The 12,933-nt window shown below is 63.3% G+C and carries 15 protein-coding genes; 6 read left to right on the forward strand and 9 right to left on the reverse strand.

The annotated features are described in order from the left end of the window. The first annotated feature begins 5 nt into the window (after positions 1-5). Entirely contained in the window at positions 6-1,049 is a 1,044-nt protein-coding gene (locus O3298_RS15995; protein ID WP_305055147.1) for a hypothetical protein, read from the forward strand. On the opposite strand, the gene O3298_RS16000 is transcribed toward O3298_RS15995, so the two are convergent. The 3 genes from O3298_RS16000 to O3298_RS16010 form a co-directional block, all read right to left on the reverse strand. Next, entirely contained in the window at positions 1,046-3,211 is a 2,166-nt protein-coding gene (locus O3298_RS16000) for a bifunctional diguanylate cyclase/phosphodiesterase (protein ID WP_305059967.1), read from the reverse strand. The genes O3298_RS15995 and O3298_RS16000 overlap by 4 nt on opposite strands. Before the next feature lie 118 nt (positions 3,212-3,329). After that, positions 3,330-4,175 (reverse strand): DUF5672 family protein, encoded by an 846-nt coding sequence (locus O3298_RS16005; RefSeq protein ID WP_305059968.1) that lies wholly within the window; start codon positions 4,173-4,175, stop codon positions 3,330-3,332. Positions 4,176-4,333: 158 nt separating this feature from the next. Next, entirely contained in the window at positions 4,334-4,789 is a 456-nt protein-coding gene (locus O3298_RS16010; RefSeq protein ID WP_099664398.1) for a hypothetical protein, read from the reverse strand. Between the two features lie 182 nt (positions 4,790-4,971). Between O3298_RS16010 and O3298_RS16015 the strand changes: the two genes are divergently transcribed. Then, the gene (locus O3298_RS16015) at positions 4,972-5,439 is read left to right on the forward strand and encodes a PACE efflux transporter (protein ID WP_099664399.1); all 468 of its coding nucleotides are present in this window, start codon (positions 4,972-4,974) and stop codon (positions 5,437-5,439) included. Here the strand turns inward: O3298_RS16015 and O3298_RS16020 are convergent. Then, positions 5,415-6,296, reverse strand: a complete 882-nt coding sequence (locus O3298_RS16020; protein ID WP_099664400.1) for a LysR family transcriptional regulator — start codon at positions 6,294-6,296, stop codon at positions 5,415-5,417. The two genes, O3298_RS16015 and O3298_RS16020, sit on opposite strands and share 25 nt — an antisense overlap. Before the next feature lie 74 nt (positions 6,297-6,370). On the opposite strand from O3298_RS16020, the gene O3298_RS16025 reads away from it, so the two are divergent. Continuing rightward, complete coding sequence (locus O3298_RS16025) at positions 6,371-6,574, forward strand: DUF3460 family protein (protein WP_289913918.1); 204 nt, start codon at positions 6,371-6,373, stop codon at positions 6,572-6,574. Positions 6,575-6,599: 25 nt separating this feature from the next. On the opposite strand, the gene O3298_RS16030 is transcribed toward O3298_RS16025, so the two are convergent. Then, a complete protein-coding gene (locus O3298_RS16030; RefSeq protein ID WP_369811599.1) occupies positions 6,600-7,349 on the reverse strand; it encodes a YcbK family protein in 750 nt (249 codons plus the stop codon). A gap of 125 nt (positions 7,350-7,474) precedes the next feature. Beyond that, positions 7,475-8,308 carry an EAL domain-containing protein gene (locus O3298_RS16035; protein WP_305059969.1) on the reverse strand — a complete coding sequence of 278 codons (834 nt, stop codon included), beginning with the start codon at positions 8,306-8,308 and terminating at the stop codon, positions 7,475-7,477. A 234-nt stretch (positions 8,309-8,542) separates the two neighbouring features. On the opposite strand from O3298_RS16035, the gene O3298_RS16040 reads away from it, so the two are divergent. Continuing rightward, complete coding sequence (locus O3298_RS16040; RefSeq protein WP_305059970.1) at positions 8,543-9,355, forward strand: class II glutamine amidotransferase; 813 nt, start codon at positions 8,543-8,545, stop codon at positions 9,353-9,355. 66 nt (positions 9,356-9,421) lie between these two features. Here the strand turns inward: O3298_RS16040 and O3298_RS16045 are convergent, their stop codons facing one another. Then, positions 9,422-9,952 carry a GNAT family N-acetyltransferase gene (locus O3298_RS16045; protein WP_099402317.1) on the reverse strand — a complete coding sequence of 177 codons (531 nt, stop codon included), beginning with the start codon at positions 9,950-9,952 and terminating at the stop codon, positions 9,422-9,424. Positions 9,953-10,414: 462 nt separating this feature from the next. On the opposite strand from O3298_RS16045, the gene O3298_RS16050 reads away from it, so the two are divergent. Next, positions 10,415-11,470: a sulfate ABC transporter substrate-binding protein gene (locus O3298_RS16050; protein WP_099664405.1), complete on the forward strand. Its 1,056-nt coding sequence runs from the start codon at positions 10,415-10,417 to the stop codon at positions 11,468-11,470. A gap of 62 nt (positions 11,471-11,532) precedes the next feature. On the opposite strand, the gene O3298_RS16055 is transcribed toward O3298_RS16050, so the two are convergent. Then, positions 11,533-12,033: a hypothetical protein gene (locus O3298_RS16055; RefSeq protein ID WP_289913920.1), complete on the reverse strand. Its 501-nt coding sequence runs from the start codon at positions 12,031-12,033 to the stop codon at positions 11,533-11,535. A 177-nt stretch (positions 12,034-12,210) separates the two neighbouring features. On the opposite strand from O3298_RS16055, the gene O3298_RS16060 reads away from it, so the two are divergent. Then, positions 12,211-12,429, forward strand: coding sequence for a molybdopterin-binding protein (locus O3298_RS16060; RefSeq protein ID WP_034757699.1), 219 nt, complete (start codon positions 12,211-12,213; stop codon positions 12,427-12,429). A gap of 51 nt (positions 12,430-12,480) precedes the next feature. On the opposite strand, the gene O3298_RS16065 is transcribed toward O3298_RS16060, so the two are convergent. Further along, on the reverse strand, positions 12,481-12,909 hold the full coding sequence (locus tag O3298_RS16065; RefSeq protein WP_305059971.1) for a DsrE family protein: 429 nt from the start codon (positions 12,907-12,909) through the stop codon (positions 12,481-12,483). Between the last annotated feature and the right edge of the window lie 24 nt (positions 12,910-12,933).

The following is a 12,933-nucleotide window of genomic DNA, read 5'->3' on the forward strand; positions in this document are numbered from 1 at the left end:
CCATCATGCAAATCGTTCAGACTTCCTCCTCGTCCGGCGTCAATGCCAAAGGCGCCGGCACAGCCCGCGTCGTCGATGACGCATCCGCCGCGGTCAAAAGCGGCACCAGCGCACGCAGCGACGCGCCGGCGGCGAGGAGTTCGACGGCGAGCCTGCAGCGTGGCCTGAGCAACTGGGATCACCAGCTGCAGGGAGAAATTTCTAACGCGCAACAAACCCTCGACTACCTGGACCGCAGCAGCAGCCAGTTGCAAGCGCTGAAGAGCGAACTGGCGGCCAAGCTGGCCGCGCGCCAGGGCCGCGAAGGACAAGTCGAGGCCAGGGTACGCCAGTTCAGCAATACCTGGCGCCAGCGCGCCAGCGCCTCGGGCGGCACGCTCGATGCACAGCTCAGCTATACCAGCCCGCAGGCGGCGCAACAAAACTTCAGCATCCGCGGCCTGACCATGGCCAGCCTGCAGGAAGGCCCGCAGGAAGTGCTGGCCTTTTCCGTCGGCGGCGCGAACCAGGCCTTGCGCTCGGTCAACATCGAACCTGGCTTGAGCCAGAGTGAAATCGTTTCCCGCTTCGACCGCGCACTGATGCCGTCCGGCATCGGCGTCAAGCTGGGCGAGAATGGCGAACTGGTGTTCAGCACCTCGGAAGCGGCCTGGGCCAACGTGCGCGACAGCCTGTCCGTGCGCGGCAGCGGCATCCGCTACCCGACCGGCCAGATGAGCCGCGTGCGCACGGATGCGGAACCGGCCGCCATCGCCCCGGAAGAATGGAATACCGGCGACACGGAAGCCCTGCGCGCCACCTTGCAGCAAGTGGTGCAGGCGCTGGCGCAGTTGCAGGCGGCGCGCAGCTCCGTCAGCCTGGCCCTGGCGCAAGCCACGGGACGGGTGGCCCGCGCGCAACCGGTGCAAGTGCACGTCAGCATGGATACCTTGGCGGAAAACTTCATGGAAAAGGCCCGCCAGCCCGGCTATGAATCGCTGCTGGCGATCAGCTCCGCGCTGGTCGGCATCAGCCGCGAACGCGTCGTTGCACTGCTGGGCCTGGATTAAAAACGCCGGCCCGCGGCCAGCATTGCACTGAGCTGCTCCACAGGTACCGCGCCTGAAAATACATAACCCTGCGCATAATCGCAACCGGCGGCCCGCAGCAACTCACGCTGCGCGGCCGTTTCCACCCCTTCCGCCACCACTTTCAGGCCCAGCCCCTGCGCCAGGCTGATGATGGCCGCGCAGACAGCCAGCGCCGCGCTTCCCGCCCCCAGTTCCCGCACCAGCGATGGGTCGAGCTTGAGTACCTCGAGATCGCCCCGCTTCAGGCAAGCCAGCGAAGTGTTGCCGGCGCCAAAGTCGTCGAGCGCCAGCGCCAGGCCCATGGCGCGGAACTGGCGCAGACGGTCGGCCACCGGGCGCGTCTCGTCGAGCAGCACGGCTTCCGGTGCCTCGATGACAATGGCGCCCGGCGCCAGGCCCGCCCGCGCCAGCGCATTGCCCCAGTCCTGGTAGAGCGCGGCATCGCAGCGAAATTCCACGGCCGACTTGTTGATACATATCTGAAACACGGCGCCATGCGCCGCTTGCCACTGCCGCGCCTGGCTTACGACCTGGCGGAAGACCCACTCGCCGATATCGATGATCAGGCCGTTGGCCTCGGCGAAGGCGATGAAATCGGCGGGCAGCAGCAAGCCGCGCAGCGGATGGCGCCAGCGCAGCAGCGCCTCTGCCCGCTCGATGCTGCCATCGCACAGGCGGATGATGGGCTGGTAATGCACTTCGAACTGGTCCTGCGCCAGCGCCAGGCGCATCTCGCGCACCGTCGCGCGGCGCAGGTCGGCCGCCTGCTGCAAGGCCGGCGTGAAGTAGCTGTAGCCGTTGCGCCCCGCGCTCTTGGCCGCATACATGGCCTGGTCGGCATGCCGCAGCAAGCTGTCCGTCGCCTCCGCGTCGGCCGGATACAGCGCCACGCCCACGCTGGCCGACACGTGCGCCGTGTCGCCGTCGAGCACGAAAGGCAGGGCCAGCGCCGTCGTCAATTCCTGCAGCACGCGCTCGATGCCGCCCAGCTGCCGCACGCCGGCCAGGATGACGGCGAACTCGTCACCGCCCAGGCGCGCGACCGTATCGCTGGCGCGCACCCGCTCGCAGATGCGCAGCGCCGCCTGGCGCAGCAGCATGTCGCCCTTCTCCTGGCCCAGGCGGTCATTCACCAGCTTGAAATAATCGAGGTCGATGAACAGCAAGGCCAGGCAACCGCCTTCGCGGCTGGCGTGGCGCGCCTCGTGCTGCAAGCGGTCGAGCAACAGGTGGCGGTTCGGCAAGCCCGTCAAGGGGTCGAAATTGGCTTGCCGCCAGAGGCGCTCGGACGCCGTGCGCTGCACCGTGATATCGCTGACCAGCGCCAGCGCGCCCAGGTAGGCGCCGCCGGAGTCGAAGATGGGATTGGTGGCAAGGGTGGCCCACAAGGTGCTGCCGTCACGCCGCAGGAACTTGAATTCGTGGCGCTCGACGATGCCATCCTGGCGCCGCGCAATGTTACGCTCCAGGATGGCGCGCCCCTCGTCATCCATGAAGGCGGCCAGCGGCTGGCCCAGCATATCCTCGATCTGGCAACCGAGCATCTGCGCCATCTTCGGATTGACAAAGCTGGTCAGCGCCTGCGCATCGATTTCCCAGATACCCTCCTCGGCGCTGTGCACGATGCGCCGGAAACGCTCTTCGCTGCGTTCCAGCGCGGCCAGCTTGCCTTCGGCCTGCTCCAGCACCAGGCGCAGCGCCTGGCCGTTCGGATCGGCGCTGCCCAGCAGGCTGACGGGCAAGCCGGCCTCGCGCGCGCCGGGACGCCGCCGCACCTGCAGCTGGATGCGCTCGGGCTCGCTGCTATTGAGCACGCGCTGCACGAATTGCTCGAAATCGTGGCGGAACGCCTCGTGCACATACGAACGGAACAGCACGTGGCCAAGGCGCTCGCGCACCAGGCCGAACAATTCGGCCGCCACCAGGTTGACTTGCACGATCACGCCATCGAGACCGAGCACGAAATAGGCGACGGGTGCCAGAAGGTATAAATCGTTGAAATAGGCTTGCTCGCGCTCGGCCTTCACCCGTTCCGGGCTGAAGACGCCATCGTCAAGCAAGGGAGTGGCCGGCCACGGCACGGGGTCCTGGCCATGCAGGGAGGAATCAGGAGCTGAGACCGCATGCGGTGTATTGTCCATGGCTATCCTTTGCACCACCGCCCAGGCGATCAGGCGGATGCTGTCCCGAGACTAGCATGCGCAAGGCTCAGTGTCGAGCGATGCATGGCGGCAGCCGGTGCGGCAGCCGCCAGGACGGCTATGCGCGCGGCGACGCTGGGCGCGAGCGGCCGTGCCTGAGCGCGTGCATGCCTGTACGCAAGGCAAGCAGGCAGGCATCGCCGAATAGCGCCGCGCCGCCGTTGATGCGCCGGCGCAATATCCGGGCCGCCATCCGGTAGCGGCCGGAGCGGTACAGCTGCTTGATCAGCCCGCGCGCGGTTGGCGCATGCATTATGGCATCGTCGCACTTGCGCAGGTAATCGGTCAGTTCCGTGTCGTCCAGCACTTCGCCAAAGTTGAAAAAACCATGGAAACCGAACGTGGGGCCGGCCGGCATGATGCCTTCGAAGGCAAAGCTGGAAGCCAGACCCGCATCGGCGAAACGCACGCCAAACTCCTCGCGCAGCCGCTCGCCATGCAATTCGCAGATCGCATAATCCTCAGGATGGGGTTGCGTGATGGCCAGCTGCGGCAAGATGTCATACAGGCGCCGCGAACGCAGCGAGAAGCCGCCATTGCCGACGGCCACCGGGCGATGCGACCACGGTGCGCCGATATAATCGCAGTCGAGGAAAGCGCTCTGCCATTGACGCGCATCAACGATGAAACTGTCCCACTGCATGACGAGCGCATGCGTGCCGCTGAAATGGGCGCCCAGCTCATGCACCATGAATGCCGAATACGCTTCCACGCTCTCGATGGGGGCGATCAGCACCTGGCGTATATGCGGGGGCAAGTCATGCAGGCGGGAAGTGAACAGCAGGCATTCCTTGAAATCGGCGCCGGCCAAGCAGCGCTCGATGGCAAAACTGGCCAGCTCGGGATAACGCGTTTCCACGCACACCAGGCTGATGTCGCGGAGGTCCAGCTTGTCTTTATGCATTACAGGCTTTTCATCGAATGTAGGCGGAAGGCATGCCAGGCGCGGGCATGGCATATTTTGCAACGCCCGCATGATACAGCGCAAACGGGAGCGGGACAAGAGGCATGGAACATGGGGCATGGAGCATGGCCGCCCGGCCCCGGCGGCGCGCGAACGGCTCAGCGGCCCATGCCGCGCCGGCGCAAGCCGAAATCATGGCCCACCACCAGCAAGGTGCTGGCCACCAGGCTCGATAGCCCCACGATCAGCTGGATCAACTTATCGTCAGGCAAGATCCACAGCGACCCATCCGGCGTCTCGCAACCCGTGGCTGCGCTGATCAGGGGAGAGACCCAGGCCGCGTCCGGCGTCACGTCGAGCACGACGGCGCCGTCGGCGCTCGTCTGCATATAGATATCGCCCCCTTCGGCCAGGGTAAAGCAGATGCCCACGCCCGTTTCCGTGGCGCGGATATTGTCCTGCATGCTGCGATTATGTTCTTCGATCCACACTTCCACGTCGTACGGCGTTTCCAGGTGCTCCCACGGACGGGGGCGGAAACGGGGACGTTCGTCCGCGCCGGCGGGGGTATCGGCGGGGGTATCGGGGATGTTGCTGTCTGCTGCGCCTTGCATGCTCGTTGACCTTTTCTGCGGTGATGCGGCGGGACCGGTTGCCTGCCAGCCGCCATTATCCACCGTTCGCGCCACGCACGGTATTCCCACAGCGAATCCATCAGAAAAACTGACAGCTATCGACTTCAAACATCAGCACACCTGACTTAAAATACGCACCATCTCTTCTTTACAGGCTTTACATGCAAGGCATCAAACGCAAAATCGTCTACGTCACCGCCTTTGAAATCATCGGCATGGCCATTTCCACGGCCTGGCTGACCCTGCTTTCGGGCGAGTCGCCCACCAGCACGGGGCCCCTGGCGATCATGATCACCACCATCGCCGTGATCTGGAACCTGCTCTACAACACGGCCTTCGAATACTGGGAAATCCGCCAAGTATCGCGCACGCGCACCGTCTGGCGCCGCATCCTGCACGCGATCGGCTTCCAGATCACCCTGGTCATCTACCTGATCCCGCTGATCGCCTGGTGGCTCGATATCAGCCTGTGGCAAGCGTTCGTGCTGGACTTCGCGCTGATGCTGATCATCCCGTGCTACAGCTTCATTTTCAATTACTTCTTCGACGGCCTGTTCGGCGTGCCCCTGTCGGCGCAGCAGCCGAAGGAAGAAGCCACTGACGTTCAGGCTGCTTCGCTGAGCAACTGAAGAAAGGACCGCGCCGCCATGCCCAGCGGCCGGTCCTTCATCCACACCAGGTGGATGGGCACGACCAGGCCATTGCCCGTATTCTTGAACGCCACGCAGCGCACCCGCCCCGCCGCCAGAGAATGCTGGATGGCCGAGGCGGCAAAGTTGCCCCATCCCAAGCCCGCTTCCACCATGGCCAGCGCCATCGGCAAGCTGTCCGTGCGCCAATAGGACAGCCCCACCACCGGGCGCGCATCGGCCAGGTCGAGTTCGCGGCTGGCGACGATGATCTGGCGCAAATTCACCAATTCCTCGATATACAAGGGCTGACCCGCCGCGCTGGGCGGATGCTGGGTGGAAATAATCGCCAGCAAGGCATCGCTGCCCACCAGCTGGAACTGTTCTTCGTGATTGATGCGCCCGCCTGCGAAAGCCATGCAGGCGCTGATGCGGCCCCGGTGCAGCATGTCGAGCACATCGTCCTGCGGCGCCGTCAGCACTTCGATGTCGAGCAGCGGATGGCGCTGCGACAACGCGCGCACGGCGGCCAGGAAGGGCGTATGGTCAAGCTCGGCCGCGATGCCCAGCGAAATGCGGCTTTCCAATCCCTGTGACAATTCCTGCACGTGCAAGTGCAACTGCTTCAACTGCTCGGCGATCAGGCGCGCGTGGGGAAGCAGGGCCAGCGCGGCCGGCGTGGGCACGGCTTCGCGCGCACCCCGGTCGAACAGGGTGATGCCCAGTTCCGCCTCGATATTGGCCATCGCCATGCTGACGGCCGACGGCGCCCGCCGCAAGGCGCGCGCGGCGGCCGAGAACGAGCCGCCGTCGACGACGGCCAGGAACAGTTCGATGTTATGGCTGGAGAGTTTCATGGGAAGCTGGAAACGGGCGGCGCTTTTCCGCCGCTGGCGATAGAATGAAAGAAATGTCAACAGCAGGAGGAGCCATGACTCGTCCACTTCCCTACCGCCGCGGCGGCTATGTCTCGGAATTCACGCGCTTTATCGACGGCTATCTGCGCGCGCATCCCGAGGCTCAAGCCAGCCAGCGCCTGGGCTGGCGCATTTACTGGGAACGCCCCGTGAATTTCGACGCATGGCGGCGCGCCGGCAACGACAGCGTGCCGGAACCGCCGTATCACTATGACTAGCGTGACTAGCGCTCAGTGCTAACGCTTAACCCTTCCAGGTGCGCTGCAGGCCCGTATCCGCATGGATCCAGCCGCCACGGGGGCCGGAGCGGTAATAGAAGCCCACGCCGCCCTGCTTGAAGCTGCGCACAAGCGAACCGAGTACTTCCGCGTTCAAGTTCGCCACGCGGATGTCGGCGGCGCGGCCGGAGATGTGCAGCGACTGGCGCGCGGCCGGCACGCCCGCTTCGCGCAGACGGCTGTTCGACTCGGCCGTGCGGTAGCCCGACAAGATTTCCAGCGGCTGCTCGATGCCGTAGCGGGCCACGAACGCCTGCGTGCCCCACAGGGTTTCCAGCAGTTTCGGGTCGATGGGCGCCGTCTTCTTGCCGTTCACGTCGCGCAGCAAGTGGCACAGTTCCTGGTAGGCGGAATCGATGACTTCGCCATCTTTCCAGTACAGCAGCCTGGCTTTTTCATTGCTGGCCGGGCGCACCACTTCCAGGGTGCGGGGCTTGAGCCAGAATTCCAGGTCCAGTGCCTGCGCGTCGAAGATGTCGGGAGGCGGTTCCATCTCGGTGATGGCCGCGCGCGGCTGCGAGGTGATCGAGCGGTCGATGCTGGCCAGTTGCGTCGGCTGGGGCGGCACGCCCGTGCGCGGCGCGCGCGGCTTGGCGCTGGCCGAAGCAGAGGCGGGAGCGGCCGTGCGCGAGGCGCAGCCGATGAGAGGAGTGGCAACCAGGCCCAACGCGGCCAGGCCCATACCGTGGTGTAGAAAGTTTCTGCGCGATGCCATAGTCAATCCAATATAACGATGGGAATACTATAGCGTATTGTGCTGCGAAGAAAAACCCTCATTTTCTATCGTCTCTGCCTGTTTCTCACGTATTTTCCGCTGAGCTGGCTTAAGGGGGAAACCGCTCACGCGGCGGCGCTGGCGGCCGCATCCTGCTTTGCCTGCGCCAGCGCCGTCAATGGCTTGTCGAGCAGATAACCCTGGGCCACGATGGGCAAGCCCGTGATGGCGGCGACGCGCTGCAGCGCAGCCAGCGCGGCCGGCGTGTCGAGGCGCTTGAAGACGACGCGGATTTTCGCCGCATGGCACAGGGTGACGAAGCTGGCGACGGCCTGCTCGTCGCTGAGGTTGCCCGCGTCGAGCTTGAACGCATGCGGGTGCAGGCGCTCCAGCATGCCCGTGGCTTCATGCACGCTGGCCACGTTGATGGCCAGACGGAAACCATTGCGCCGGTAATTGTCGGCCACATAGTTGAGCAGCCAACCCTGGTTTGGCGTCACCGTCGGCAATTGCAGCACGATGCGTTCGATGGGCAAGCCCAGCGCATCGAGGATGCGCTGGAAGGCGTGGCCGTGATTGCTGCTGACGGCGCTCAGCAGGCGGTCATGCACGTTCAGGTACAGGTCGGCCTGCTCCGCTTCCGCCTGCCGGAAAAAATTAATGGCGTGCAACATGCGGCACAACCGGTCCAGCTCCACGGATTCGTCGTCGCTGGCCGCATGGTCGAGCAAACGCCACAGCGACAAGCCCTCGTCCGCCTTCGACACGCTGCGCGCCAGGCCCTCGAACGCCACCAGCTTGCCGCTTTCGAATTCGCGCAGCGGCTGGAAGGCGCTGGTCATGGTGCAATTGAAGAAACGCCCCAGCGCCCTGCCCTCCCCGTCGAGCCAGACACTGGTGCCGGCCTGGGTTTGGTGCGACAGGCGGGCCAGGTAGTTTTTCAGGACGGGAAATGGCATACGTGCTCCTTCATCGGGCTGCGCCAACTGCCCTCATGGGGAAGGCGGCGCCAAAGTGTGCAGAGTAAGGCAGCGCCAACCAAAGGAGAACGAATGGTTTCGCCATTTGATATGCGCCCAGCATATATGGCCGCAACAACGGACAGTGCATAACGATAGTCGGAAACATTCGTTCCGGCGGCCTGTCCCGGCCTTTACTGTGGGCGTGTACCGATACCATCAGGAAGGGCCGCCATGTGCCAGTTACTCGCAATGAACAGCAGCAAGCCAGCCGCGCTGGGATTTTCCTTTGCCGGCTTTGCCGAACGGGGCGGACGCACGGACGAGCACCGCGACGGCTGGGGCATTGCCTATCATTCCAGTAGCGGCTGCACCTTGCTGACGGATCACCTGGCGGCCATCGATTCGCCGCTGGCGGCCCGGGTGCAGCAGCATCCCGTGAAAGCGAAAAACATCGTCGCGCACATCCGCAAGGCCACGCAAGGCCGCATCGCGCCGGAAAACACGCACCCGTTCGCCCGCGACCTGTGGGGCAAGACCTGGTCTTTCGCCCACAATGGCGACTTGAAAACGTGGCGCGCGCCCGCCAATGCACACTACCGTGCCAGCGGCGACACGGACAGCGAACAGGCGTTCTGCCACTTGCTGGCCCGCTTGCGCACGCAGTTTCCCCTGGGCGAACCCGCGCGCGCCGACTTGCGCGCCGCCATCGGCGAAGTGGCGCGCGAGATTGCCGCGCACGGCACCTTCAATTTCATCCTGTCGGACGGCGAGTTGCTATTTGCCCACTGTTCCACGCATTTGCACTACGTGATACGCGAATACCCGTTTTCCGTGGCGCAACTGATCGACTGCGAGCGCAGCATCGACTTTCGCCAGCATAATCACCTGGACGACCGCATCGCCGTCATCGCCACGCATCCATTGACACAAAACGAGGATTGGCTGGCGTTCGCGCCCGGCGAACTGAAACTGTTTGCCGGCGGCACCTTGCTGCCGGCAAACGATAGCGCGCAACAAGGCGTGTATATCCAGATCAGTTACTGAAGGGAAATATTCAAAGGGAGGAAATGGCCCGCCGCCGGATGGGCGGGCCGAGGTGCAAGACCGGCGTCAGGCCGAATTGCAGTTGCAAAAGCGCTTGCGCTTGGGGTCGCCGCTGGCGATGCCTGCGGGGTCAATCTGTTTCCAGCAAAAAATCGTTTCCACGCCATACGGCGAGCGGACATTGCCCGCCTCGACATACCCTTGCTTGACGAAAAAGGCCTGGCTGCTGGCCGTGCTGTGCAGTTGCAGGGCCTTGATGCCCCACTCGCGCGCCTGCGCTTCCAGTTGCTCCACCAGCGCCTTGCCGGCGCCGCGGCCTTGCGCCTCGGGCAGCAGGTAGCACAGGGCCAGCTTGCCGGCGCGCGTCAGCAAGCCGACGCCGACGACGGCACCCGCTTCGACTGCGACCAGCGAAAAATTGGTGGGCGACGCGAACCAGCACGCCACCATCTGCGGTGTTTTATTGCCCAGCCAGGCTTCCAGGATGGCCGGATCGTCCCGATGATCGAGGCTGCAGCATTCGACGATGGAGCGTCGTAATACGTTGCACGCCTCGAAAGCGTCGGTCGATGTTGCAATACGAATTTCAAGACTCATGTACGCTCACAAAATATTCCAGTTGCCGATGCAGGCGGTTTTACCCCTGTATCGTGCGATTCGACTATACACCAAGCGGCGCTTTCGGGTTTTTTGCCGCACGCCACGGACCGGTTTTGCCTATGGCGCCATGCGTGCAGACTAAGTGCTGACGCGCATCTTGCCCACGAATGTTTCCAGAAATCGATATATGTTTTTTAGCGCAAACGGGAATCGAATCTAAGAGCCTATCCCCGCAGGGAGCGTCTTCTGCTGGCAGCGCATCAGGAGCGCGGACAAGGCGTGAGGAGGACGCGTGGCGAGCCACGCGACGACGATCAACGCAGTCCCCGCTTCTGAGGGGCGCCAGCAGGGGATGTATTCATCTGCTGGGATAGGCTCTAAGCATATTACGAAAAATTCGTTTCTTTTCCGGCCGGAATTTTAGACTATGTCTATCTATTCTCACAACAAGAGTTCAACATGACCCATTCCAACGCCGTATCGACTGCCGCAGCAACGCTCACCCAACGCTCGCGCCGCTGGTTCCTGGCCAGCGCCCTGGCCGCTTCCGCTGCCGCCATGAGCCTGCCGATGGCCGCCAGCGCCGCCGAACCGGTGGTCTTGCTGAACGCGTCCTACGACGTGATGCGCGAACTGTTCAAGGACGTGAATCCCGCATTTATTGCAGATTGGAAAGCCAAAACGGGCGAAACCATTACCATCAAGCAATCGCACGGCGGCTCCAGCAAGCAGGCGCGCTCCGTCGCCGATGGCCTGGAAGCGTCCGTCGTGACCATGAACCAGGCCAATGACATCGACATCCTCGTCGACCGCGGCCTGGTGGTGGCCGACTGGGCCAAGAAATTCCCGAACAATGCGGCGCCGTTCTACTCGACCATGGTGTACCTGGTGCGCAAAGGCAACCCGAAACACATCAAGGATTGGGACGACCTGGCCAAGCCCGGCATCAAGGTCATCGTGCCGAACCCGAAAACCTCGGGCAATGGCCGCTACACCTACCTGGCGGCGTGGGGCTATGCCGTGAAAAAAGGCGGCAGCGAAGCGCAGGCGCGCGAGCTCGTTACCAAGCTGTTCAAGAACGTGCCCGTGCTCGACGGCGGCGGCCGCGGCGCCACCACCACCTTCACGCAGCGCGAAATCGGCGACGTGCTGGTGACGTTTGAAAATGAAGTGCAACTGGTGCGCGCCGAATTCGGCGACAACTTCGAAGTCGTGTATCCAAGCATCTCCATCCTGGCCGAGTCGCCGGTGGCCGTCGTCGACAAAGTCGTCGACCGTCGCGGCATCCGCAAGGAAGCCACGGCCTACCTGCAATACCTGTACTCGGAGCCAGGCCAGGAACTGGTCGCCAAGCACTATCTGCGCCCCCGTTCGGCGGCAGTGGCGAAAAAATACGCAGCCAGCTTCAAGCCGATCACCCTGTTCACCATCGATGACGTCTTTGGCGGCTGGAAACAAGCGCAAAAGAAACATTTTGACGATGGCGGCGAGTTCGACAAGATTTATCAGAAGTAAGCTTGCGCCACATCAATAAAAAAACCGGGACGAGTCCCGGTTTTTTTATTGCCGCCGCCGCGTCACTGCTTTTTCAGCAGCAGCTTGAATTGCGGCAGCCAACGCCCGTCCACCAGCATCTCGCTGGCCGCCTCGTAGGCATCGCCCGACGGCGTCCAGCGCACGCGGTAGGTCAGCGCCTTGCCGCCGGCGCCAACGTATTGCGTGGCAGGAAAGTCGAGGCCGCCGTCCGCCGGCAGCATCGTGCCGCGGCTGTAGCCGCCGCTGTTTTCCACATACAGAAAGGCCACCTTGCCTTCGGCGGCGTCGTGGTAATACGTGGTTTCGCCCACGTAGTCGGGCTTGCCGGGACTGCGCACCGTGTGCACGTCGCGCAGCATCCGGCCGCCATACAGCCACTGGAAACAGTGCTCATCCGTCTGCTTACCACCAGGAAACTCTCCCTTCCAGCAATGCCCGGCCAGGAAAGCCATCGGTTGCAGGGCAGCGACCGGTTGCGCCAGCGCGGCCGAGGTGGGCAACAGCAGGGGCAACGACAGGAACGACAGCAAGCATGGACGCATGGCAAACCTCTCCCCGTGGATAGACAGATGAGTATAGGCGAATAATATGCTTGCGGCGGCATCCGCGCACCATTTCCGCATATCGATATGCGCATCGATTCGTGGTCAAAAGCGCGCGCGCGCCGTACTCTGGCCATGTCGCGCCGCACGGCGTATTACGGGTACAAAGGAAATATCATGGCTATCTCGGAAGTGAATGTACGCAACCAGTTTCGCGGCAAGATCAAGGAAATCATCTTTGGCCCCGTGGTGTCGGAAGTGGACGTGGAAACGCCGCACGGCATCGTCACGTCGGTGATCACCTCGCGCTCGATCAAGGACCTGGACCTGAAAGTGGGCAGCGAAGTCATCGCGCTGGTGAAATCGACGGAAGTGTCGATCGCCAAGATCCAGTAAGCATCGCCTGTCCATGCGCCGCGCCCTTGCCATCCGGCAACGGCGCGTGCGTCAGGGCTTGATATACACATAACCTTCCTGCGCCTGCAGGCGGCTCAGTTCGGCCACGCCCGACGGCACGATGACGGCTTCGGGCAGCACGCGCTGGCGGTCGATATTGCGTCCTTGCAAGGTGTTATTGCAGACGCGAAAGCTCACGCCCCGCTTGACCAGCTCGCGCACCGCCACGTCATACGGAGTGCCCTGCTTGTCGATGGCGCCGTCGAGCAGGAAGTCGATGCCGGGACCGTGGGCGACCAGCACGATGGTCGCCTGCGGGCTGGCATCGAGGTGGTTGCGGATATTCCTCAGCGCAGCCGTGGCATTGCTGGCGTCATTGACGTGATACACGACCTTTTCCTCCTTCTGCGCCCCGTGGGCGGCAGTACAGGAGAGCAAGGAAAGAAGGATGGCGGCGAACCAGCGGCGTAGAATTGTCATGAAAAGTCCATATGGTGGCAGATT

Source organism: Janthinobacterium sp. SUN137, assembly GCF_030587265.1.
Lineage (GTDB): Bacteria > Pseudomonadota > Gammaproteobacteria > Burkholderiales > Burkholderiaceae_D > Janthinobacterium > Janthinobacterium kumbetense.

Coding starts and splice junctions, on each gene's coding strand:
- O3298_RS16040 (WP_305059970.1), top strand. CDS start 8,543: ATGTGCCAGTTACTCGCAATGAACAGCAGCAAGCCAGCCGCGCTGGGA.
- O3298_RS16035 (WP_305059969.1), bottom strand. CDS start 8,308: ATGCCATTTCCCGTCCTGAAAAACTACCTGGCCCGCCTGTCGCACCAA.
- O3298_RS16010 (WP_099664398.1), bottom strand. CDS start 4,789: ATGCAAGGCGCAGCAGACAGCAACATCCCCGATACCCCCGCCGATACC.
- O3298_RS16030 (WP_369811599.1), bottom strand. CDS start 7,349: ATGGCATCGCGCAGAAACTTTCTACACCACGGTATGGGCCTGGCCGCG.
- O3298_RS16015 (WP_099664399.1), top strand. CDS start 4,972: ATGCAAGGCATCAAACGCAAAATCGTCTACGTCACCGCCTTTGAAATC.
- O3298_RS16000 (WP_305059967.1), bottom strand. CDS start 3,211: ATGGACAATACACCGCATGCGGTCTCAGCTCCTGATTCCTCCCTGCAT.
- O3298_RS16025 (WP_289913918.1), top strand. CDS start 6,371: ATGACTCGTCCACTTCCCTACCGCCGCGGCGGCTATGTCTCGGAATTC.
- O3298_RS15995 (WP_305055147.1), top strand. CDS start 6: ATGCAAATCGTTCAGACTTCCTCCTCGTCCGGCGTCAATGCCAAAGGC.
- O3298_RS16050 (WP_099664405.1), top strand. CDS start 10,415: ATGACCCATTCCAACGCCGTATCGACTGCCGCAGCAACGCTCACCCAA.
- O3298_RS16065 (WP_305059971.1), bottom strand. CDS start 12,909: ATGACAATTCTACGCCGCTGGTTCGCCGCCATCCTTCTTTCCTTGCTC.
- O3298_RS16060 (WP_034757699.1), top strand. CDS start 12,211: ATGGCTATCTCGGAAGTGAATGTACGCAACCAGTTTCGCGGCAAGATC.
- O3298_RS16045 (WP_099402317.1), bottom strand. CDS start 9,952: ATGAGTCTTGAAATTCGTATTGCAACATCGACCGACGCTTTCGAGGCG.
- O3298_RS16055 (WP_289913920.1), bottom strand. CDS start 12,033: ATGCGTCCATGCTTGCTGTCGTTCCTGTCGTTGCCCCTGCTGTTGCCC.
- O3298_RS16005 (WP_305059968.1), bottom strand. CDS start 4,175: ATGCATAAAGACAAGCTGGACCTCCGCGACATCAGCCTGGTGTGCGTG.
- O3298_RS16020 (WP_099664400.1), bottom strand. CDS start 6,296: ATGAAACTCTCCAGCCATAACATCGAACTGTTCCTGGCCGTCGTCGAC.